Source organism: Streptococcus infantis (genome assembly GCF_047465185.1).
GTDB lineage: Bacteria > Bacillota > Bacilli > Lactobacillales > Streptococcaceae > Streptococcus > Streptococcus infantis_O.
This window is the reverse complement of sequence record NZ_JASHAJ010000002.1, coordinates 73,695-96,232: the sequence shown is the minus strand read 5'-3', so window position 1 is coordinate 96,232 and position 22,538 is coordinate 73,695. Positions and strand designations below refer to the sequence as shown.

Annotated in this window: 21 protein-coding genes; 20 read left to right on the top strand and 1 reads right to left on the bottom strand. The window is 39.4% G+C overall.

The genetic code is table 11. The annotated features are described in order from the left end of the window. The first annotated feature begins 10 nt into the window (after window positions 1-10). The 10 genes from ssbA (at window position 11) to QM382_RS03905 (ending at window position 6,675) form a co-directional block, all read left to right on the top strand. Window positions 11-481, top strand: coding sequence for a single-stranded DNA-binding protein SsbA (gene ssbA, locus QM382_RS03950; protein WP_016466131.1), 471 nt, complete (start codon window positions 11-13; stop codon window positions 479-481). A gap of 31 nt (window positions 482-512) precedes the next feature. Continuing rightward, window positions 513-752, top strand: a complete 240-nt coding sequence (gene rpsR, locus QM382_RS03945; protein ID WP_000068664.1) for a 30S ribosomal protein S18 — start codon at window positions 513-515, stop codon at window positions 750-752. A 271-nt stretch (window positions 753-1,023) separates the two neighbouring features. Continuing rightward, on the top strand, window positions 1,024-1,527 hold the full coding sequence (locus QM382_RS03940; protein WP_414272520.1) for a GNAT family N-acetyltransferase: 504 nt from the start codon (window positions 1,024-1,026) through the stop codon (window positions 1,525-1,527). 80 nt (window positions 1,528-1,607) lie between these two features. After that, the gene (locus QM382_RS03935; protein ID WP_414272519.1) at window positions 1,608-3,008 is read left to right on the top strand and encodes a bifunctional Cof-type HAD-IIB family hydrolase/peptidylprolyl isomerase; all 1,401 of its coding nucleotides are present in this window, start codon (window positions 1,608-1,610) and stop codon (window positions 3,006-3,008) included. A 1-nt stretch (window position 3,009) separates the two neighbouring features. After that, the gene (locus QM382_RS03930; protein WP_004252382.1) at window positions 3,010-3,372 is read left to right on the top strand and encodes a S1 RNA-binding domain-containing protein; all 363 of its coding nucleotides are present in this window, start codon (window positions 3,010-3,012) and stop codon (window positions 3,370-3,372) included. A 49-nt stretch (window positions 3,373-3,421) separates the two neighbouring features. Then, on the top strand, window positions 3,422-4,171 hold the full coding sequence (locus tag QM382_RS03925; protein WP_314944175.1) for a tRNA1(Val) (adenine(37)-N6)-methyltransferase: 750 nt from the start codon (window positions 3,422-3,424) through the stop codon (window positions 4,169-4,171). Beyond that, complete coding sequence (locus QM382_RS03920) at window positions 4,161-4,445, top strand: GIY-YIG nuclease family protein (RefSeq protein WP_004252384.1); 285 nt, start codon at window positions 4,161-4,163, stop codon at window positions 4,443-4,445. The genes QM382_RS03925 and QM382_RS03920 overlap by 11 nt, the downstream gene beginning before the upstream one ends. Before the next feature lie 84 nt (window positions 4,446-4,529). Beyond that, entirely contained in the window at window positions 4,530-5,465 is a 936-nt protein-coding gene (locus QM382_RS03915; RefSeq protein WP_414272518.1) for a manganese-dependent inorganic pyrophosphatase, read from the top strand. Window positions 5,466-5,528: 63 nt separating this feature from the next. Then, window positions 5,529-6,041, top strand: a complete 513-nt coding sequence (locus QM382_RS03910; RefSeq protein WP_049494548.1) for a YiiX/YebB-like N1pC/P60 family cysteine hydrolase — start codon at window positions 5,529-5,531, stop codon at window positions 6,039-6,041. Beyond that, a complete protein-coding gene (locus tag QM382_RS03905) occupies window positions 6,025-6,675 on the top strand; it encodes a DUF1803 domain-containing protein (RefSeq protein WP_414272517.1) in 651 nt (216 codons plus the stop codon). Before QM382_RS03910 ends, QM382_RS03905 begins: the two co-directional genes overlap by 17 nt. 192 nt (window positions 6,676-6,867) lie before the next feature. Here QM382_RS03905 and QM382_RS03900 read toward each other — a convergent pair whose 3' ends face one another. Further along, complete coding sequence (locus QM382_RS03900; RefSeq protein WP_414272516.1) at window positions 6,868-8,313, bottom strand: UDP-N-acetylmuramoyl-L-alanyl-D-glutamate--L-lysine ligase; 1,446 nt, start codon at window positions 8,311-8,313, stop codon at window positions 6,868-6,870. A 105-nt stretch (window positions 8,314-8,418) separates the two neighbouring features. Here QM382_RS03900 and QM382_RS03895 point away from each other — a divergent pair, with 105 nt between their 5' ends. The 10 genes from QM382_RS03895 to mltG all read left to right on the top strand — a co-directional run bounded on the left by QM382_RS03895 (window position 8,419) and on the right by mltG (window position 22,523). After that, a complete protein-coding gene (locus QM382_RS03895; protein ID WP_414272515.1) occupies window positions 8,419-10,041 on the top strand; it encodes a putative polysaccharide biosynthesis protein in 1,623 nt (540 codons plus the stop codon). A 189-nt stretch (window positions 10,042-10,230) separates the two neighbouring features. Further along, the gene (locus tag QM382_RS03890) at window positions 10,231-12,189 is read left to right on the top strand and encodes a peptide ABC transporter substrate-binding protein (RefSeq protein ID WP_414272514.1); all 1,959 of its coding nucleotides are present in this window, start codon (window positions 10,231-10,233) and stop codon (window positions 12,187-12,189) included. 145 nt (window positions 12,190-12,334) lie between these two features. Further along, window positions 12,335-13,429, top strand: a complete 1,095-nt coding sequence (locus QM382_RS03885) for a cystathionine gamma-synthase (RefSeq protein WP_235083963.1) — start codon at window positions 12,335-12,337, stop codon at window positions 13,427-13,429. Between the two features lie 7 nt (window positions 13,430-13,436). After that, the gene (locus QM382_RS03880; RefSeq protein WP_235083964.1) at window positions 13,437-14,603 is read left to right on the top strand and encodes a MalY/PatB family protein; all 1,167 of its coding nucleotides are present in this window, start codon (window positions 13,437-13,439) and stop codon (window positions 14,601-14,603) included. A gap of 91 nt (window positions 14,604-14,694) precedes the next feature. Beyond that, entirely contained in the window at window positions 14,695-17,793 is a 3,099-nt protein-coding gene (locus QM382_RS03875) for a DEAD/DEAH box helicase (RefSeq protein WP_414272513.1), read from the top strand. 46 nt (window positions 17,794-17,839) lie between these two features. Then, complete coding sequence (locus tag QM382_RS03870) at window positions 17,840-18,433, top strand: cystathionine gamma-synthase (RefSeq protein ID WP_414256083.1); 594 nt, start codon at window positions 17,840-17,842, stop codon at window positions 18,431-18,433. An 11-nt stretch (window positions 18,434-18,444) separates the two neighbouring features. Further along, window positions 18,445-19,779 carry a UDP-N-acetylmuramate--L-alanine ligase gene (gene murC / locus QM382_RS03865; RefSeq protein ID WP_414272512.1) on the top strand — a complete coding sequence of 445 codons (1,335 nt, stop codon included), beginning with the start codon at window positions 18,445-18,447 and terminating at the stop codon, window positions 19,777-19,779. An 8-nt stretch (window positions 19,780-19,787) separates the two neighbouring features. Further along, on the top strand, window positions 19,788-20,303 hold the full coding sequence (locus QM382_RS03860; RefSeq protein WP_049495683.1) for a GNAT family N-acetyltransferase: 516 nt from the start codon (window positions 19,788-19,790) through the stop codon (window positions 20,301-20,303). Next, window positions 20,300-20,794 carry a GNAT family N-acetyltransferase gene (locus QM382_RS03855; protein WP_049495680.1) on the top strand — a complete coding sequence of 165 codons (495 nt, stop codon included), beginning with the start codon at window positions 20,300-20,302 and terminating at the stop codon, window positions 20,792-20,794. Before QM382_RS03860 ends, QM382_RS03855 begins: the two co-directional genes overlap by 4 nt. 82 nt (window positions 20,795-20,876) lie before the next feature. Continuing rightward, window positions 20,877-22,523, top strand: coding sequence for an endolytic transglycosylase MltG (mltG, locus tag QM382_RS03850; protein WP_414272511.1), 1,647 nt, complete (start codon window positions 20,877-20,879; stop codon window positions 22,521-22,523). The last annotated feature ends 15 nt before the right edge of the window (window positions 22,524-22,538 follow it).

Here is a 22,538-nt window from a genome sequence, read left to right as displayed (position 1 = left end):
AAGGTAGATTATGATTAACAATGTTGTACTTGTAGGGCGTATGACACGTGACGCTGAGTTACGTTATACCCCATCAAATGTAGCAGTTGCGACTTTTACTCTTGCAGTAAACCGTACATTCAAGAGTCAAAATGGCGAACGTGAGGCTGATTTTATCAATGTCGTTATGTGGCGCCAACAGGCTGAAAATCTTGCTAACTGGGCTAAAAAAGGCTCTCTTGTCGGGATTACAGGTCGTATTCAGACTCGTAGTTACGATAACCAGCAAGGACAACGTGTCTACGTGACAGAAGTCGTAGCTGAGAATTTCCAAATGTTGGAAAGCCGTAGTGCTCGTGAAGGACAAAGTGGTGGAGCTTATTCTGCACCAACTGCCAGTCATTCAGCACCTACAAATTCAGTACCAGACTTTTCACGTGATGAAAATCCATTTGGATCAACCAATCCTTTGGATATTTCAGATGATGATTTACCATTCTAATGGACAATTAATACTATAAAGGAGAAAAAACATGGCTCAACAACGTCGTGGCGGATTCAAACGCCGTAAAAAAGTTGATTACATCGCAGCAAATAAAATTGAATATGTTGATTACAAAGATACTGAGCTTCTTAGCCGTTTCGTTTCAGAACGTGGGAAAATCCTTCCACGTCGTGTAACTGGAACTTCAGCTAAAAACCAACGTAAAGTAACAACAGCTATCAAACGCGCTCGCGTAATGGCTTTGATGCCTTTCGTAAACGAAGATTAAAAAAGAGGTCCGGGGGACCTCTTTTTCAGACCCGGGTGGGTCTTTTTTTCACGAGCATTGAAATGTGAGAGCGAGTTGAGGTCCGGTGGACCTCTTTTTCATGAGCTTGAAAATAAGAAAGCGAATTAAGATCCCGACGGGTCTTTTTTTCACGAGCATTGAAATGTGAGAGCGAGTTGGGGTCCGGTGGACCTATTTTTCATGAGATAGTTTTTTTTGACCTTGGCGTGCTATAATGGTAATAGAAAGAGTAAAGGTGGGTAAGTCAAAGATGAATTGTACGATTAGAAATATGATTAAGTCTGATATTGAATCCTTATCTCATGGATTTATGAATCAGGGTTGGCCTGGTAGAGAGGAAATTTTGGCTAGATATTTTCTGGAACAGGAAAGTGGGGAGAGAGAAGTCTTAGTTGCAGAGATTGATGGTGCTGTAGCGGGCTACGTTACCATTTTGCCCTCTGCTAAACATGGTCCTTTTGCAGAAGTCTATCCAGAATTATCAGATTTTAATGTGTTTGAGCCCTTTCAAAATCAAGGAATTGGAAACCTATTGATGGAAGAAGCAGAAAAACGAGTCAAGTTTGTTTCGAATAAAGTCACTCTTGGTGTAGGTTTGCACTTAGGCTATGGCCCTGCCCAGAGATTGTATATCAGACGGGGCTACATTCCAGATGGGACAGGTGTCTGGTATCGAAATCAACCCTTGGAAATGAATGCAACTAGCCAAAATAATGATGATTTGGTGTTGTATCTAGTAAAGGAATTCGGATAAGAGACAAGGATTTTCTTGGGGATGTGGGATTTTTCTACTTTATGGTATAATGGAAAGAGTGAATTGAAGGAGGTATTGTAATGGATGCCAAGTTAAGATACAAGGCTAAGAAGATTAAAATTATCTTTTTTGATATAGATGATACTTTACGAAATTCAAAGACTGGCTTTATTCCAAGCACTATTCCAACAGCCTTTAAACAATTACGCGAAAAAGGAATCTTGACAGGAATTGCGACTGGTCGAGGCATTTTTGGTGTAGTCCCAGAGATTAAAGCCCTCAAACCTGATTTCTTTGTAACCTTGAATGGTGCTTATATTGAGGACAAAAAGGGCAATGTCATTTATAGTAACAAAATTGCTAAAGATAAGGTTGAAGAGTATATTACTTGGACCAAAGAAGTTGGGATTGATTATGGTTTGGTGGGAAGTCATGCCGCTAAACTATCAAGGCGAACAGAGATGATTAGCCAGGCGATTGACCCGATTTATCCTGATTTAGAGGTGGACCCTGATTTTTACCAAAAAGAAGATATTTATCAGATGTGGACCTTTGAGAATCAGGGAGATGATTTGATCTTGCCTGAAAGTTTAGCATCGACTTTACGTATGGTACGTTGGCATGAACATTCATCAGATGTGGTGCCTATTTCTGGTTCTAAGGCAGCTGGAGTTGCCAACGTGGTAGACCAATTAGGTCTTAAACCTGAAAATGTGATGGTTTTTGGGGACGGACTTAACGATTTAGAGCTCTTTGATTATGCAGGTATTAGTATTGCCATGGGTGTTTCTCATGACAAAATAAAAGAAAAAGCAGATTATATTACAAAAACATTAGAAGAAGATGGCATCTTTGATGCCTTAGAAGGATTTGGTATGGTAGAAAAAGAATTACATTTTCCACAAGTTAACATTGAAACAGTAGAAGGTCCAATTGCGACTATTAAGACAAATCATGGTGATATGCGTATCAAACTTTTCCCTGATCACGCACCAAAAACAGTAGCCAACTTTATTGCTCTGTCAAAAGATGGATACTATGACGGTGTGATTTTCCACCGTATTATTAAAGATTTTATGATTCAAGGTGGAGACCCAACTGGTACTGGTATGGGTGGTGAATCTATCTATGGTGAGTCATTTGAGGATGAGTTTTCAGAAGAACTTTACAATGTCCGTGGAGCCCTTTCTATGGCTAATGCTGGGCCGAATACAAATGGTAGCCAGTTCTTTATCGTGCAGAATCAACACTTGCCATATTCTAAGAAAGAAATTGCTCGTGGTGGTTGGCCAGAACCAATTGCGGAGATTTATGCAGAACAAGGTGGAACTCCTCACCTAGACCGTCGTCATACTGTATTCGGTCAACTTGCGGATGAAGCTTCTTATGAAGTTCTGGATGCAATTGCAGGTGTCGAAACAGGTGCAATGGACAAGCCAGTTGAAGATGTCGTAATTGAAACTATTGAAATTGAGGACTAAAATGAAAATCGGTGATAAGCTAAATGGCCGTATTACTGGGATTCAGCCCTATGGAGCTTTTGTTGAGTTAGAAACAGGAGTGACAGGACTGATTCATATTTCGGAGATTCGGACAGGATTTATCGAAAATATTTACGAGGTTTTAAAAATCGGTGATGAAGTCCAGGTACAAGTAGTAGATTTTGACGAATATACAGGGAAGGCTAGTCTTTCCATTCGTACCTTGGAAGAAGAAAAACATCAACTTCCTAGACGGAGACGTTTTTCGAATGATCGCATCAAACATGGATTCGCGCCGCTTGGTCGCATGATGCCTGTTTGGACACGAGAAGCCTTGGAACATTTAAAGAAAAACAGTAATTGATATCCCCTCAAATTATTGTGATGTTATTATATTTTGCTATAATAGAAGTATGAACGAAGAACAATTATTAAAATCAGGAGAGCGCATTAATCAACTCTTCTCTACAGATATCAAGATTATTCAAAATAGTGAGGTTTTCAGCTATTCAGTGGATAGTGTACTTTTGTCACGCTTTCCTCGTTTTCCTAAAAATGGGTTAATTGTGGATTTTTGTGCGGGCAATGGAGCTGTTGGACTGTTTGCCAGTAGCCGGACCAAGGCTAAAATTCTATCTGTAGAAATTCAGGAACGTCTTGCTGATATGGCCGAACGCTCAGTACGTTTAAATGGGCTGGACGGACAGATGCAGGTCATCTGTGATGATTTGAAGAATATGCCTAGTCACATTCAGGGGAGCAAGGTTGATTTGATTTTATGCAATCCGCCCTATTTTAAAGTGGATCCAAATTCTAATCTGAACGAAAGTGAGCATTACCTTTTAGCTCGGCATGAAATTACAACCAATCTTAAGGAAATCTGTCGTAGTGCTCAGAGTATTCTCAAATCAAATGGGCGTTTGGCGATGGTTCATCGTCCTGACCGATTATTAGATATCTTAGCTACGCTCCAACAGCATAATTTGGCTCCAAAACGTCTGCAATTTGTTTACCCTAAACGGGAGAAGGAAGCCAATATGCTTTTGATTGAGGCTATTAAGGACGGCTCCACTAGTGGCTTTAAGGTTTTGCCACCACTCATTGTTCATAATAGTGATGGTACTTATACACCAGAAATTCAAGAGATTTACTATGGATCATAAGGCTTATATGTATGTGGTAGAGTGCCGTGATGGTTCCTACTATACAGGCTATACAACAGATGTGAAGAAACGAATCGCCGTGCATAATAGCGGTAAAGGAGCCAAGTATACACGCGCTCGATTGCCGGTAAAACTCATCTTTGCGGAAGGTTTTGACAGCAAGGAAGAGGCCATGTCTGCTGAAGCTCTTTTCAAGCGCAAGACACGCATGCAAAAAGAACATTATCTCAAAGAGTGTCAAAATAAGAATTTAGTCGATGCTTTTGATATGTAATGAGGAGTCCTTTGGCTCCTCTTATTTTTGTCAAAAATTGAAAAAAATGCTACAATAAAGAGAATAAAGAAACGAGGTATTATCATGTCTAAGATTCTAGTATTTGGTCACCAAAATCCAGACTCAGATGCTATTGGTTCATCTGTAGCTTTTGCTTATCTTGCAAAAGAAGCATACGGTTTGGACACAGAAGCGGTGGCTCTTGGAACTCCAAATGAAGAAACAGCTTTCGTCTTGAACTATTTTGGTGTAGACGCACCGCGCGTGATCACATCTGCTAAAGCAGAAGGTGCAGAACAAGTCATCTTAACAGACCACAATGAATTCCAACAATCTGTTTCAGATATCGCTGAAGTAGAAGTTTACGGTGTGGTGGACCACCACCGTGTGGCTAACTTTGAAACTGCAAGCCCACTTTACATGCGTTTGGAACCAGTTGGATCCGCATCATCTATCGTTTACCGCATGTTCAAAGAACATGGTGTAGCTGTTCCAAAAGAAATCGCAGGTTTGATGCTATCAGGTTTGATTTCAGATACCCTTCTTTTGAAATCACCAACCACTCACCCATCAGATAAAGTCATTGCTCCTGAATTGGCTGAATTGGCTGGTGTGAACTTGGAAGAATACGGTCTTGCCATGCTCAAGGCTGGTACCAACTTGGCAAGTAAATCTGCTGAAGAATTGATTGATATCGATGCCAAGACATTTGAACTCAATGGAAACAATGTCCGTGTGGCTCAAGTGAATACAGTTGATATTGCTGAAGTCTTGGAACGCCAAGCTGAAATCGAAGCAGCTATCCAAGCCGCAAATGCAGCTAATGGCTACTCTGACTTTGTCTTGATGATTACAGACATCGTCAACTCAAACTCAGAAATTTTGGTTCTTGGTGCTAATATGGACAAGGTAGAAGCTGCTTTCAACTTCAAACTTCAAAACAACCACGCTTTCCTTCCAGGTGCTGTTTCACGTAAGAAACAAGTGGTACCACAATTGACTGAAAGCTTTAATGCATAATCATAGATGGGGAAGCCCATTGTTAAAAAGGAGTTTCGACTCCTTTTTTTCTAGGAGAGAAAGATGTTAGAAAATGGCGATTTGATTTTTGTGAGAGAAGATACAGAAATGGGGCATGCTATACAGGCTTCTACAGGTAACTACAGTCACGTGGCTATCTTTTTGGACGGACAGGTCTATCATGCTACGGTGGAAGGTGGCGTCCTTACCCAGGCTCCTGAGGACTTCTTTGAAGCTGGAAAAGTCTATGATCTTTATCGCTATGAGCAGATTGATTGTATAGAGGTCAAAAAGCGAGCAGAGAGTCTTTTAGGGGCTCCCTACAATGCGTCCTTTTATCCAGATGGAGATGGTTTCTATTGTTCCCAGTTTGTAGCAGAAATCCTCCCTATTTTTGAGACCATTCCCATGAAGTTTGGGGATGGTGAGCAAGAAATCAGTGATTTCTGGAGAGACTATTATCGAGAGTTGGGACTTCCTGTACCTCTGAATCAGCCTGGCACTAACCCGAGTCAATTAGCGACATCACCACTTTTAGTTTGTAAAGAAAGGAATCTTCATGATTCAGATTTTTAATCCCTCTCGCATAACGCGTCAACCATTCTTTAGAGATTTAATTGATTTTCTAGACCAGAATGATGATGTGATCTTACGCGAAATCAAGGCTCAGTTTCCAGAGGTCGCAGTTGACAAGTATTTGGAGGAATATATTAAAGCGGGTTTGATTTTGAGAGAAAACAAACGCTATTATCTCAATCTTCCCTTTCTAGAATCTACAGAATCTCTTGCACTAGACCAAGAAGTCTTTGTGAGGGATGATAGTCCTGTTTATCAAGAAATCCTGGAGAAAGATTTTAAGACAGAATTGCGCAATCAAACAAATGCAGCTATCCTAGAAGAGCACACCGATTTTGCAAGGGAAAAGATGACCTTGTCTAATTACTTCTACAAGGTCAAGTTCCAGTATCCACTGACGGAAGAACAGCAGAGACTGTATGAAATTTTAGGGGATGTCAATCCTGAGTATGCCCTCAAGTATATGACAACATTTTTGCTCAAGTTTCTTAAGAAAGATCAACTTATGCAGAAACGTCGTGATATCTTTGTTGATAGTTTAGTCTTGTTAGGTTACATCGTTCAAAACGAAGATGGGAAATATGAGTTAGCTGTAGAATTTGATAAGGAAAGATTCATCTTTAGAAAAAAATAGAAGAGAGAGTGGGACAGAAATCGGTAATTCGTTAGAATTCGATTTCGTCGTCCCGCCTCCGCACAGTTGAGTAGGGCTGTAAAAGCTGATGAAATCAGCGTAGTAGAGCCCACTCAACCACTGCGTCTTGCTCGATAATCCAAAGACAATTGAGAGGCTAGGACTTTTGTCCCAGCCTCTTCTTTAAATATACTATAGATAACGTTCTGCAACAGCAGCATCTCCAGGATAGTCTTCTTTCTTACCTTGAATGATTTGGTAGCAGTCAGCTCCTTTGCCAGCGATAATGACCGCATCTAGTTCTTGACTTGTAACTGACATCGCAGTCTTGATGGCTTGTTCACGGTCAGCAATTTTTTCAACAGGACGATGGATGTAGCTACTAATTTCATCTGCAATGGCCATCGGATCTTCATAGTTTGGATCGTCAGCCGTAAGGAATACTTGAATTTCAGGATGTTGATTGAGGAGAAGTCCAAAGTCCTTGCGACGGCTTTCTCCCTTGTTTCCTGTTGATCCGAGTACTAAAGCAATCTTTCCAGTCTGATGTGTTTCAACGACTGAGATCAATTTCTTCAAGCTATCACCATTATGGGCGTAGTCGATGAAAACTTTTGCGCCATTTTTCTGAGTGAGAACTTCCATACGGCCAGGAACGCGTGTTGTAGCAATCCCTTTTTTAATGTCTTCAAGACTAGCACCTAAACGAAGGCAGGCAAGTCCAGCAGCCACGGCATTTTCTTGGTTAAAATGTCCAATCAACTGGATGTCATAATCACCAGCTAATTTACCAGTAGCTGAGAAGCTAAAGGCTTTGGAGTTTTCGATTTGGTTATCAGATTGGCTACCGTAGAAGTCATGTTCTTGATTTTCTACTTGTTCTTTTAGAACAGAGAAGTGGTCCATATCGCTATTAATGACAACTGCTCGGCTATTTTTCATCAAGAGACGCTTGTGGTAGAAGTAGTCTTCAAAGGTTGGATGCTCAATAGGACCAATATGGTCAGGACTGATATTTAGGAACACACCTACATCAAAAGTGAGGCCGTAGACTCGCTTCACCAAGTAGGCTTGACTAGAAACTTCCATAATAAGGTGGCTTCTTCCATTATCAACTGCCTGCGCCATCATATCAAAGAGGTCGATGCTTTCAGGTGTTGTCAGAGCAGACTTGAAGAAAGTTTTTCCGTCCAAGGTCGTGTTCATGGTCGATAACATAGCTGGATGATGTTGCTGATTTAAGATATTGTAGGCAAAGTAAGCTGCCGTAGTTTTTCCTTTAGTACCAGTGAAAGCAAGAAGTTTTAGTTTTTCCTGCGGGTTACCATAAAATTCCATGGCAATCAAACTCATGGCCTTCTTAATATCGCTAACAACGATGACAGGAATGCCTACTTCGTAGTCCTGCTCGGCTACATACCAACCGAGTCCTTGTGAGATTGCCGAAAGAAGAAATTCCTTCTTAAAAGCAGCTCCTTTTACAAAAAAGAGGCTATTATCTTTTGCTTTTCGGCTATCGTAGCAGATGCTATCAAAAGTTACATCATTAAAATTATAGTGGTAATGTCCTTGGTCGATAATCTCACGGAAGAGATCGTCTTTCTTTAAAATATCTAATACGGTTTCAATCTTTATCATACTTTCTATTGTAAACTGAAAGTCTGAATTTTACAAGTAACAAGGAAAAGTTTATAATGGAAGATAAGGAACATTTCCTAGTTATTAAAATTGAATGAGGAAGTTATGTCTAACGAAAATAATCATCAGCAGGCCCAGATGTTACGCGGGACTGCCTGGCTTACAGCTAGTAACTTTATCAGTCGCCTGCTCGGGGCTATTTACATCATCCCTTGGTATATTTGGATGGGAACATATGCTGCAACGGCTAACGGTCTCTTTACCATGGGTTACAATATCTACGCCTGGTTCTTATTGATTTCGACAGCAGGTATCCCAGTGGCGGTCGCTAAGCAGGTCGCTAAATACAATACCATGCATGAGGAAGAGCATAGTTTTGCCCTGATTCGAAGCTTCTTAGGCTTTATGACTGTATTGGGACTTGCCTTTGCTTTGATCTTATATCTCTTTGCGCCTTGGTTAGCGGATCTTTCGGGTGTCGGTAAGGACTTGATTCCCATTATGCAGAGTTTAGCTTGGGCTGTCTTGATTTTCCCGTCTATGAGTGTTATCCGTGGATTTTTCCAAGGAATGAATAATCTCAAGCCTTATGCTATGAGCCAAATCGCTGAGCAGGTTATCCGTGTTATTTGGATGCTCTTGGCAACCTTTATCATCATGAAACTTGGTTCAAGAGATTATCTATCGGCGGTTACCCAATCTACCTTTGCGGCTTTTGTGGGAATGGTAGCTAGCTTCGCTGTCTTACTTTATTTCCTTTACAAGGAAGGTTTGCTTCAAAAAGTATTTGAAACTCGAGATAAGATTGATAGTAAGAGTCTACTGGTTGATACGATTAAGGAAGCTATTCCTTTTATTATAACAGGTTCAGCTATTCAACTTTTCCAAATCTTGGACCAAATGACCTTCATTAATAGCATGAAGTGGTTTACCAACTACAGTAATGAAGATTTGGTTGTCATGTTTTCTTATTTCTCTGCCAATCCTAATAAAATCACCATGATTTTGATTTCCGTAGGAGTATCAATCGGTAGCGTTGGTTTGCCCCTCTTGACCGAGAACTATGTCAAGGGTGATTTACCAGCAGCTTCTCGGTTGGTGCAAGATAGTATTACTATGCTCTTCTTATTCCTACTACCTGCAACGGTTGGAGTAGTCATGGTAGGGGAACCCCTCTATACAGTCTTTTACGGTAAACCTGATAGTTTGGCTTTGGGCTTGTTTGTCTTTGCAGTCTTGCAGTCAACAATTCTAGGTTTGTACATGGTCTTGTCTCCAATGCTTCAGGCTATGTTCCGTAACCGTAAGGCAGTTTTATATTTTGTCTATGGTTCACTTGCTAAGATCGTTTTACAACTACCATCAATAGCGATTTTCCACAGTTATGGACCATTAATTTCAACGACCATCGGTCTCATTATCCCAATTGTTTTAATGTACCGTGAAATCTGTCAGATTACTGGTGCTCGCCATAAGATTATCTTGAAGAGAACAATTTTAGTCACAATTTTGACTTTAGTGATGTTCATCCTAGTTGGATTCTTGCAGTGGATTCTTGGATTTGTTTTCCATCCAACTGGACGTTTCTGGAGTTTTATCTATGTCGCCTTTATTGCTGTAATCGGCGGTGGCCTCTACGGAATCATGAGTCTTTATACTCGACTCTTGGATAAGGTTATTGGAAAGGCAAAAGCTGACCAGTTGAGAGCACGATTAAAATTATCATAATGCTTTATAAATAAAACGAACAGTTTGAACTTTTAAAGAAAAAAAGTTTAGATTGTTCTTTTTTTCTTTAAAAAATATAAAAAAATATAAAAAATGTAGAAAAATGTAAATTTTTAACACATAAATGCTTGACTAAAAAAAACTTTAACTGTATAATGATACAAATATTTAAATTTGGAGGTTCTGGAGATGAAAAAGTCTAAGGCAAAATATCTGACGTTGGCAGGCGTCGTCTTAAGTGCTGGTTTACTATTGACTGCTTGTGGTAGTTCAGCTAGTTCTACAAAGACTTACAATTATGTATACAGTAACGATCCTTCTAGTCTTAACTATCTAGTAGAAAACCGTGCAACAACAGGTGATGTTGTCACAAACTTGGTAGATGGCTTGATGGAAAATGACCAATATGGGAACTACATTCCTTCATTGGCAGAAGATTGGTCTGTTTCCCAAGATGGTTTGACTTATACATACAAACTTCGTAAGGACGCCAAATGGTACACAGCAGATGGTGAAGAGTATGCGCCTGTAACAGCACAAGATTTTGTGACAGGTTTGAAATATGCTGCAGATAAAAATTCAGAAGCCTTGTATTTAGTGCAAGATTCTGTTGCTGGTTTGGCAGACTATGTTAGCGGAAAAACTAAAGACTTTTCAACAGTTGGAGTAAAAGCTATTGACGACCAGACTGTTCAATATACTTTGACTCAACCAGAACCTTATTGGAATTCAAAAACAACTGCAACTATTCTGTTCCCAGTAAATGCGGACTTTTTGAACTCAAAAGGGGATGATTTTGGTAAGGTGGATCCAGCAAATATCTTGTATAATGGTCCATTCATCCTAAAATCATTCACATCTAAATCTGTACTTGAATACAAGAAAAATCCAAACTATTGGGATGCAAAAAATGTATTTGTAGATGATGTCAAGTTGACATACTATGATGGAAGCGACCAAGATGCGCTTGTTCGTAACTTTAGTGAAGGTGTCTATAGTTTTGCCCGTCTCTATCCAAATAGTTCAAGTTTTGCAGGTGTGCAAGAGAAATACAAGGATAATATTATCTACAGTATGCAAACTGCGACTTCTTTCTACTTTAACTTTAACTTAGATAGAAAATCTTATAACCACACATCAAAAACGACAGACGCTGAAAAGACAGCTCAACAAGAAGCAGTTTTAAACAAATCATTCCGTCAAGCCATTAACTTTGCCTATGACCGTACAGCTTATGGAGCTCAGTCACAAGGGGAAGAGGGAGCAACAAAGATTATCAGAAACTTGCTCGTTCCACCTTCATTTGTAACTCTTGATGGTAAAGATTTTGGGGATGTCGTCGCTTCTAAGATGGTTAACTACGGCCAAGTATGGCAAAATGTGAACTTTGCGGATGCACAAGATGCCTATTATAATGCTGATAAGGCCAAAGAAGCTTTTGCACAAGCCAAGAAAGAATTGGAAGCTAAAGGCGTACAATTCCCTATTCACCTAGACTTGCCAGTAGACCAATCATATAAGAAGGGTGTCCAAGAGGCAAGTTCCTTCAAACAATCTATCGAGTCCGTCTTGGGTGCAGATAATGTCGTCATCGATATTCAAATGCTTACTACAGAAGAAATGGATAGCATTGGTTATCTTGCTAACACAGCTGCCCAAAAAGATTATGACCTCTACAATGGTGGTTGGAGCCCTGACTACCAGGATCCATCAACTTATCTTGATACACTTAGCTTAACAAGTGGTGGTTCATTGCAAAACCTTGGCTTAGAACCTGGTGAAAGTAATGCTAAAGCAACTGCGGTTGGCTTAGATACCTACACTAAGATGCTAGAAGAAGCCAATGCTGAACAAGATTTGACAAAACGTTATGACAAATACGCTGAAGCACAAGCTTGGTTGGTGGATAGCTCTCTCACGCTTCCAAGCGTATCTCTTGGTGGAACACCAGGAATCAGAAAAACAGTTCCATTCTCTGCTGCCTTCTCTCAAGCGGGTAACAAGGGTGTTGAGTCCTACAAATACGTTAAGTTACAAGATAAGATTGTCACAACAGCTGAGTATGAAGAAGCTAGACAAAAATGGCTGAAAGAAAAAGAAGAATCTAATAAAAAAGCCCAAGAAGAATTAGCAAAACACGTTAAATAATCAGTCTATTCAACAGGAAAAACGATAGTTTCTCAGGAAGCTATCGTTTTTGTATAGTTTGAAACTATAACTAGCTCTTGAAAACAAGAAAACGAAGGATCCAAAATAAGTGGTACAATAGTTACTATAGATTTGGAGGTAAAGTATGAGCAAATCATTTCATATCAACACAATTTTAGCCCAAGCAGGGATCAAGTCTGATGAAGCAACAGGTGCTTTGGTAACACCAATTCACTTTTCAACGACTTATCAGCACCCAGAATTTGGTCAATCAACGGGATTTGACTATACCCGCACAAAAAATCCAACTCGTAGCAAGGCAGAGGAAGTCTTGGCAGCTATTGAATCAGCCAAGTATGCTTTAGCGACTAGTTCAGGTATGTCTGCGATTGTGTTGGCCTTTAGTGTCTTTCCAGTAGGAAGTAAGGTTTTGGCTGTCCGTGACCTTTACGGTGGTTCTTTCCGCTGGTTCAATCAAGTGGAACAGGAAGGTCGCTTCCATTTTACCTATGCAAACACAGAAGAAGAGTTGATTGCTGAGCTAGAAAAGGATGTGGATGTACTCTATATTGAAACACCAACCAACCCTTTGATGTTGGAATTTGATATTGAAAAATTGTCAACATTAGCTCATGCTAAGGGTGCTAAAGTTGTCGTGGACAATACCTTCTACAGTCCAATCTATCAACGTCCAATTGAATACGGGGCAGATATAGTCCTTCATTCAGCGACAAAATACCTTGCAGGACATAATGATGTTCTAGCTGGTGTAGTTGTGACAGATAGTGCTGATTTATACGAAAAACTCTTTTACAATCTCAACACGACAGGGGCTGTTTTATCACCATTTGATAGTTATCAATTGATTCGTGGGCTTAAAACTTTGTCACTTCGTATGGAGCGCTCAACAGCCAATGCTCAAGAAATCGTAGCCTTTCTAGAACAATCGCCTGCTGTCAAAGAAGTCTTGTATACAGGACGTGGGGGGATGATTTCATTTAAAGTAGCAGATGAGAAGCGTATTCCTCATATCTTAAATACCTTGAAAGTATTCTCTTTTGCTGAAAGTTTAGGTGGGGTTGAAAGTCTGATTACATACCCAACTACTCAAACCCATGCTGACATTCCTGCAAAGGTTCGTCATTCTTATGGTCTAACAGACGATCTCTTGCGCTTGTCTATTGGTATTGAGGATGTTAGAGATTTGATTGAAGACTTGCGTCAAGCCTTGGAAGGATGATAAAACTATGGGAAAATATGATTTTACGACCTTGCCCAATCGTTTTGGACATCATACCTACAAATGGAAAGAAGCAGAGAATGACCGAGAAGTATTGCCAGCCTGGATTGCTGATATGGACTTTGAAGTGTTACCTGAGATTCGTCAGACTGTTCATGACTACGCTGAGCAATTAGTCTATGGCTATACCTATGCTAGTGATGGGTTGATTGAAGCTGTTCAAAACTGGGAGGAAAAACATCATGGATATCGCTTTGATAAGGATGCTCTAGTCTTTATCGAAGGAGTAGTACCTGCCATTTCAACAGCCATTCAAGCTTTCACCAAGGAAGGTGAAGCAGTCCTCATTAACACACCGGTTTATCCTCCTTTTGCTCGCAGTATTAAGCTCAATAATCGTAGACTAATCACCAACTCTCTAGTAGAAAAAGACGGACTTTTTGAAATTGACTTTGATCAATTGGAGAAAGATTTTGTCGAAGAGGAAGTGAAACTCTATGTTCTCTGCAATCCTCATAATCCTGGTGGACGTGTTTGGGAGAAGGAAGTCTTAGAGAAGATTGGACAACTGTGTCAAAAACATGGAGTCTTGCTAGTTTCAGATGAGATTCACCAAGACTTGGCCTTGTTTGGACATAAACACCAGTCATTCAACACGGTAAATAAAGACTTCAAAGAATTTTCACTGATTTTAAGTAGTGCTACCAAAACTTTCAATATTGCAGGAACCAAGAATTCCTACGCTATTATCGAAAATCCTAAGTTGAGACTTGCTTTCCAAAAACGCCAGCTTGCGAATAATCAACATGAAATTTCAGGATTAGGATACTTAGCAACAGAAGCTGCCTATCGCTATGGTGAAGATTGGTTGACAGAACTCAAAGAACTAATCGAGAAGCACATTAATTATGTAGTCGATTTGTTTGGTAAAGAAACTAAAATCAAGGTCATGAAACCTCAAGGGACCTATCTTATTTGGCTTGATTTTTCAGCCTATGATATTAGCGATGAAGAACTAAGAAAACTCTTGAGAGACGAAGCCAAGGTTATCCTGAATAGGGGCTTGGACTTTGGTGAGGAAGGAGCCCTTCACGCTCGCTTGAATGTAGCCATGCCGACATCTGTGTTGGAAGAAGTTTGCCAACGAATCATTGCCACTTTTTCAAATCATTAAAAACTAGCCTTTTAGGAGAAAAGTCTTCCTAGAAGGCTATTTTCATAGGCAGAAATATGGTATAATTAAGAGATAAAGTAAAGGGGACACTATGGCTAAATTGATTCCAGGAAAGCTTCGAATGGAGGGAGTAGAACTCTACGAAACTGGTCAGATTGAAATCATCAAAGAACAAGACCATCGCATCTATGCGCATGTAGCGGATGAAGAAATTCGCTATAGTTTGGATGATGATTTGATTTTTTGTACCTGTGCTTTTTTCAAAAAAAGAGGCTACTGTGTTCATTTGGCAGCACTGGAATATTACCTTAAAAATGATCAGCTAGGACAGGAAATCTTGCTCAATCTGGAGGCTAATCAGGAAGAGAAGGAGACTGTTGAGACACAAGTGACTTTCGGAGGAAAATTCTTGGAGTCTATCCAAGTTCCACGCCAAGCCAATATCTATCAGCTTTCTGCTCAAGGACAGGTAGAAGCAGGTACCAATCGCATTGTTTGGACTTTAAGAATTGGCCTTTCTCAGCAAGAAAAGTTTTATGTGATTAGGGATATCCCTCTTTTCTTAAAAGTCATAGAAGCTACCAAACCCTACATGATTGGAAAACATTACGAGACCTCATTAAGACTTGAGTATTTTGATAAAGCCAGCCAAGAAGTTTTGAGTTTCTTGCTAGGACTGGTTGAGGAGAAAACGGACAATTCTATTTTTTTCCAAAATCAAGGGCGACATCTTTATTTCCCTAAGACTTTTTTTGAGCAAGGTGTCAGTCTTCTGATGGGCTTAGATGTATTCCAATTTGATCACCAGCTTGCAACTTATCACCATCTTCTTTTCCAAGATTTTGATGGCCAAGCAGGTTTGTTTTCTTTTGAGATTGAAGAAAAATCCAACTATTATGAGATGGAAATCCTCGAACGGACAGGGGTCAATGTCTTTTATGGGGGACAAGTTTTATTCTCTAAAGGCAATTTTTACCTATTGACGAAAAAACAGGCTAGTTTATTAGATGCGCTTAGAAAAGTTCCTTTAGATCATAGTGGTAGGAAGATTTTACAGTTTGATACTAGCGATCGAGATCTCTTAGCTTCGACCTTGTCCCAGTTTAAAGAGCTCGGAAAAGTAGAGGCTCCTGAGTCGCTTCATATCCAATCCTTCCGTCCGTCTTTTTACATGGATCGTGAAGAGGATGGTTCTATTCGATTAGATATGCAATTTCAATATGAAACTTGCCTAGTAACCAATCGTAATGAACTAGAGAAGCTCCCTTTTGCTAGTGACATTCAATTGGAAAAACAGATTTTTCAGTTGGCCTTATCTGCTGGATTTGAAGCAGATTTTCGTTCATGGCGTCAGAGTTTGAAAGCCGAAGCAGTCCATACGTTCTTTCAGGAAGTATTACCAGCCTTTGAAGCACTAGGAGAATTAAAGATTTCTGAGAGCTTGCAAAATCTTTATCAGGTTCAGAAACCTCAAATTCATATCTCATCCAAGGGGAGTCTTTTAGAAATTCAATTTGATTTTCAAGATATAGATCAAGAAGAAATCAATCGAGCAATGAAGACTCTGGTTGAAAAGCAAGATTATTATATTTCTTCCACTAACCAGGTTTATTATTTCGACGAAGAGACCAAACGTATCCGTCAGAATTTGGATGATTTGGGAATGGAAGAGATAGAGAGTGATTCTTTCCATGCACGGAAATCTTTGGCTTATACCCTTTCTCATCTTTTTAAGGATCAAGACCAAGTAACATTTACCGAAGAATTTCGTCATTTGGCCCACGATTTGACGCATCCAGAGGATTTTCCGATGACAGCTCTGAATATCAAAGCTGATCTCAGAGATTATCAGAAAAAGGGGATTCAATGGCTTCAAATGCTTCACCATTATGGATTTGGTGGGATTTTAGCGGATGATATGGGACTTGGTAAGACCTTGCAAGCTATTGCCTTTCTGAGTAGCCAGCTTCAGGAGAACAGCCGTGTCTTGATTCTTGCTCCATCGGGTCTCATCTATAATTGGGCCGATGAGTTTCAAAAATTTGCACCAAATTTGGATGTAGTTGTTGTGCATGGATTGAAGCCTTATCGCGAGACTATATTAGCAGAAAAACATCAGGTCTATGTGACCAGTTATGCCACTTTCCGTCAGGATAGTGAAATCTATCGAAATTTATCTTTTGATTTTCTATTTCTAGATGAAGCCCAAGTGATGAAAAATGCCCAAACCAAAATTGCTAAGATTTTGAGAAAGTTTGTGGTTCCATCAGTCTTTGCTCTTTCCGGAACACCAATTGAAAATAATCTAGGGGAATTATGGTCTATCTTTCAGATTGTCTTGCCAGGACTTTTGCCAGCAAAAAAAGACTTTATGAAATTGCCTGCTGAGAGAGTGGCACAGTTTATCAAACCATTTGTCATGCGTCGAAAAAAAGAGGATGTTCTTACAGAGTTACCTGATCTGATAGAAGTCGTTTATAAAAATGAACTGGAGGACCAGCAAAAGGCTATCTATCTAGCTCAACTTCAACAGATGCAAGAGCGTTTGGGACAAGTGACCGATGCAGAATTTCAACGAAATCGAGTTGAAATTTTAACAGGACTCATGCGTCTTCGACAGATTTGTGATACTCCAGCTCTATTTATGGAGGATTATAAGGGAGATAGCGGGAAGCTTGATAGTTTACGAGATCTGCTAAGTCAAATTGCTGAGGGAAATCATCGTGTACTCATCTTCTCTCAATTTAGGGGAATGCTTGATCGGATCGAAAAGGAGTTGCCTCAGCTTGGCTTAACTTCCTTTAAGATTACTGGCTCTACACCATCACAGGAGCGTCAAGAAATGACCAAGGCTTTTAACCAAGGTGAGCGCGATGTGTTTTTGATTTCTCTAAAAGCTGGTGGAGTTGGTCTCAATCTTACTGGTGCGGATACAGTTATTCTGGTAGATTTATGGTGGAATCCGGCAGTTGAATCGCAGGCTATTGGCCGGGCCCACCGTATGGGACAAGACCAAGCTGTTGAGGTTTATCGTCTGGTAACCAGAGGCACAATCGAGGAGAAGATTCAAGAGTTGCAGGAACAGAAAAGAAATCTGGTATCAGAAGTATTGGATGGAACAGAGTCTCGTGGAAGTCTCACACTTACTGAAATTCAAGAAATATTAGGAATTTCTGAAGCCAAGACTTGAAAAATCAAGACTTTACGCTATAATGGAGTATTGAAAGGAAATAAAAATGAAGCTAGAACGATTTCCAATAGTGTCAGATGATGAAATTATGCTGACAGAGATGCCATTTATGAATTTATATGATGAGTCGGATCTCATTAGTAATATTAAGGGAGACTACCAAGATAAAAACTACTTGGAATGGTCGCCAATTACTACTGAAAAAAAGTCATCGACTAAGGCGCCAGAGAAACTGACTGAAAATAAGGAAAAATCCTACGCTGAACTTGCTCGTGAGGAAGCTAGAGCTGATTTGAAACGAAAACGTTCAGCAAAGTATTTGACACAAGATGTTAGTTTTACAAAACGCCATAAATCTTCAAATAATGTAGTAAGACAGGCAAATCAGCCAACAGCTCCTTTCCAAAAGGAAAATCCTGGTGAGCTTGCCAAATATAGTGACAAATTAACTCAGAGCCATTATATTTTGGCTGAAATAGCTCCACAGATCCAGGAGACAAGCAAAGAAGAGTATCTTGGACCAAAGAGAAATAATTATGATTTTTTAAAGAAAAGCCAGATTTATAACAAAAAAGAAAATCAATCAGAAAAAGTGCGTAAAATTGCTCAAGAGTTGAACTTGACAAATATGACAGAGTAAAGGGGAAAAAGATGGCAAAAACCTATCATTTTATCGGAATTAAAGGATCAGGGATGAGTGCCCTGGCCTTGATGTTGCACCAAATGGGGCATAAGGTCCAAGGATCTGATGTAGAGAAATACTACTTTACACAACGTGGCTTAGAGCAAGCAGGAATCAAAATTTTGCCTTTTGATGAGAACAATCTTCAAGGGGATATAGAAATTATCGCTGGGAATGCCTTTCGTCCAGATAACAATGTTGAAATTGCTTATGCAGACAAGAATGGACTAAGCTATAAACGTTATCATGAATTTCTTGGTAGCTTTATGCGTGACTTTATCAGCATGGGTGTTGCCGGAGCACACGGTAAGACTTCAACAACAGGTATGCTTTCTCACGTTTTGTCACACATCACTGATACAAGCTATCTAATTGGAGATGGTACAGGTCGTGGTTCTGAAAATGCCAAGTATTTTGTCTTCGAATCAGACGAGTACGAGCGTCATTTCATGCCATATCACCCAGAGTACTCTATTATTACTAATATCGACTTTGACCATCCTGACTATTTCACAAGCTTAGAGGATGTCTTCAACGCCTTCAATGATTATGCGAAACAAATCAGTAAAGGTTTGTTTGTCTATGGTGAAGATGCTGAGTTGCGTAAGATTACATCTGATGCTCCAATTTACTATTATGGTTTTGAAGCAGAAAACAATGACTTTGTAGCAAGTGACTTGCTTCGTTCTACTACTGGTTCAACCTTCACAGTTCACTTCCGTGGTCAAGAATTGGGTCAATTCCACATTCCAACTTTCGGACGCCACAATATCATGAATGCAACCGCAGTGATTGGTTTGCTTTATACTGCTGGCTTTGACTTGGATTTAGTACGTGAACACTTGAATACTTTTGGAGGCGTTAAGCGTCGCTTTACAGAGAAGATTGTTAACGATACAGTCATCATCGATGATTTTGCGCATCACCCAACTGAAATTATCGCAACCCTAGATGCTGCACGTCAAAAATACCCAAGCAAGGAAATCGTTGCTATTTTCCAACCTCATACTTTTACTCGTACAATTGCTTTGTTGGATGATTTTGCACAAGCTTTGAATCAGGCTGATGCAGTTTACTTAGCACAAATCTATGGATCAGCTCGTGAAGTTGACCATGGTGATGTTAAAGTTGAAGATTTAGCAGCTAAGATTGATAAAAAACATCAAGTTATCACTGTTGAAAATGTGTCTCCACTCTTAGACCATGACAATGCTGTATACGTCTTTATGGGAGCAGGTGACATTCAATCATATGAATACTCATTCGAACGTCTCTTGTCTAATTTGACAAGTAATGTTCAGTAAGGAACACCATGGAATTTCCAATTAAAATAAGGGAAGTTCAGCAATCTGATATCGAGCAGGTTTGCTTGATACAGGAGAGTACTCAAAACTTCCAAGAAACATTTAATAGAGAAATAATAGAAGAACGTATCCGTAATTTTGCGGATACGTTTCTCTTAGCTAGTTTGGATGATCAGGTGATTGCTTATATTTCAGCGACAGATTTTGCTACATCCTCAGTAAGTAGATGGATAGTAGAGATGGCAGATGGAGAAGCTATTAGTAATGGAAATCTTGTGATTGATGCTTTATCTGTTCATCCGAATTATCAGGGGCAAGGATTTGGAACCTTGTTGCTTGCAGCCATGAAACAAGTTGCTCTTCAACAAAATAGTCCAGCTATTTATCTGGTCTGTAAAGATGAATTGCTGTCTTATTTTGAGATGAATGAATTTATGGAGCAAGGAATAGTAGACCTGGGAGTCGGCAATGAAGTTGATTTTCTCATGTGGTGGAAGAATCCCTTTTATCAGGAGGAACTATGATTATTCGACAAGCTAGACTGAGTGATTTAGACCATATTTTAGAGATTGAATTAGAAAATTTTTCAATTGAGGAAGCCATACCTCGATCTGTCTTTGAAGCACACTTAAAGGAAATAAAAACGAGCTTTCTAGTGGCTGAAAAAGAGGGGGAGATACTCGGTTATATCGAAGGTCCGGTAATCCCTCATCGTTATTTAAAAGACCAGTCTTTCACTGAAGAAATAAAAGACCATAGTCATCAAAAAGGCGGATATATATCTGTGACTTGTCTTTCTATAGCCAAAAAAGCTCAATCTCTAGGACTAGGGAAAAAACTCCTGACCGCATTGAAAGAAGTGGCTTTTAAGCATGAACGAGAGGGGATCAATCTAACCTGTCATGACTACCTTATTGAATACTATGAGAAGCATGGTTTTGTCAATGAAGGAAAGTCTAAGTCCCAATTTGCGGGAGAAGAATGGTATGATATGGTCTGGGAAAACAAGAATTAGTGAGTAGAAAGGCTTCTAAGGTTGCTTTTCTCTGGTTTTTAAGATATAATATTAAGGATTATTAACAAGGAGGTAAATACCTTTGAGCGAAAATTCAAATGAAGAAAAGTTGAGTTTTAAAGAGCAGATCTTGCGAGACTTAGAACGATTAAAGAAAGAGGAAAATTTAACAGAACAAACAAATGACCTCTTATCAAATTTGATGAACTCTTCTGATGCAGAAACGGAAGAACGAGTAATAACTCCTGAAGAAGAACTGATTGCTAATTCTGTTTCAAATGTTGAACAATTGATTGAGAATGCACCTGTGGTTCCTCCTCGCCCAGACCTTAAAGAGGAAGTTGCAGAAGAAGCTGCGAAAGAAGTATCCGTTGAGTCACCTCAATTAATCTCAGATAACGATGAAATTAATTCGATACCAACTAAGGTTTCAGTTTCCTACCGTACTCATGAAAAATCACTTGAAGATAAAGGAACTGTAAGTTTTGCAACTAACCAAGAAGAATTAACATCTGGAAATGCTCATCCGGAGAATACTGAGGCAGATGAACTTCCTAAAAGAAGTCGGAGAGAGTCTGCGAAACCAGCTAAGAAAAAGAAAAAATCCCACTTGAAAGGATTTTTAGTCACAGTATTGGTATTGCTGATCCTACTTGGTGCTGGTGGTTTCTTTGGACTTCGCTATGCTGAATCAGCCTTGCAACCAGTGGATCCAAGTTCTAAACAATATATGACTGTTCAGATTCCAGATGGATCTAATGCTCAAGAAATTGGTTCAACGTTGGAAAAATCTGGTGTCATTAAAAATGGTTTGATCTTTACACTTTATGTCAAGTATAAAAACTATAATGAATTAAAATCTGGTTATTATAATCTTCAAAAGAGTATGAGCGTTGAAGATATCATTAAAGAGTTGCAAAAGGGTGGTACACCTGAACCTCAAGAGGTTACACTTGCAAGCTTGACTATTCCAGAGGGATATACTTTAGAGCAAATTGCTCAAACTATTGGGCAACTTCAAGGCAACTTTAAGGAACCTTTGACAGCGGAAGCATTTTTGGCTAAAGTTCAAGATGAGACCTTTATTGCTCAAGAGGTTGCCAAATATCCAAACCTGCTTGCAAGCTTGCCAGCCAAAGATAGTGGTGTTCGTTACCGTTTAGAAGGTTATCTTTTCCCTGCGACTTTTACAATCAAAGAAAGTACAACTGTTGGAAGTTTAATTGATGAAATGCTAGCTGCTATGGATAAAAATCTATCTAGTCACTATGCTACAATCAAAGAAAAGAACTTAACAGTAAATGAGCTCTTAACAATTGCCTCTCTTGTTGAGAAAGAAGGAGCAAAAACAGAGGATCGCAAGCTGATTGCTGGTGTATTTTATAATCGTTTGAACCTGGGTATGCCACTTCAAAGTAATATCGCTATCCTTTACGCAGAAGGAAAACTTGGTCAAAACATCAGTCTTTCTGATGATGCAGCTATTGATACTTCAATTGATTCACCATACAATGTCTATACAAAAGTAGGTCTAATGCCTGGACCAGTTGACAGCCCTAGCTTGGATGCTATCGAATCAAGTATCAATCAAACAAAGAGTGACTATCTCTACTTTGTGGCCAATGTTCAAGATGGTAAGGTTTACTATTCAACAACACTGGAAGAACATGACAAAAATGTTCAAGAACATATTAATAGTAAATTAAACCAATCAAATAGCACAAACTAAAATTATGTGGTTTTC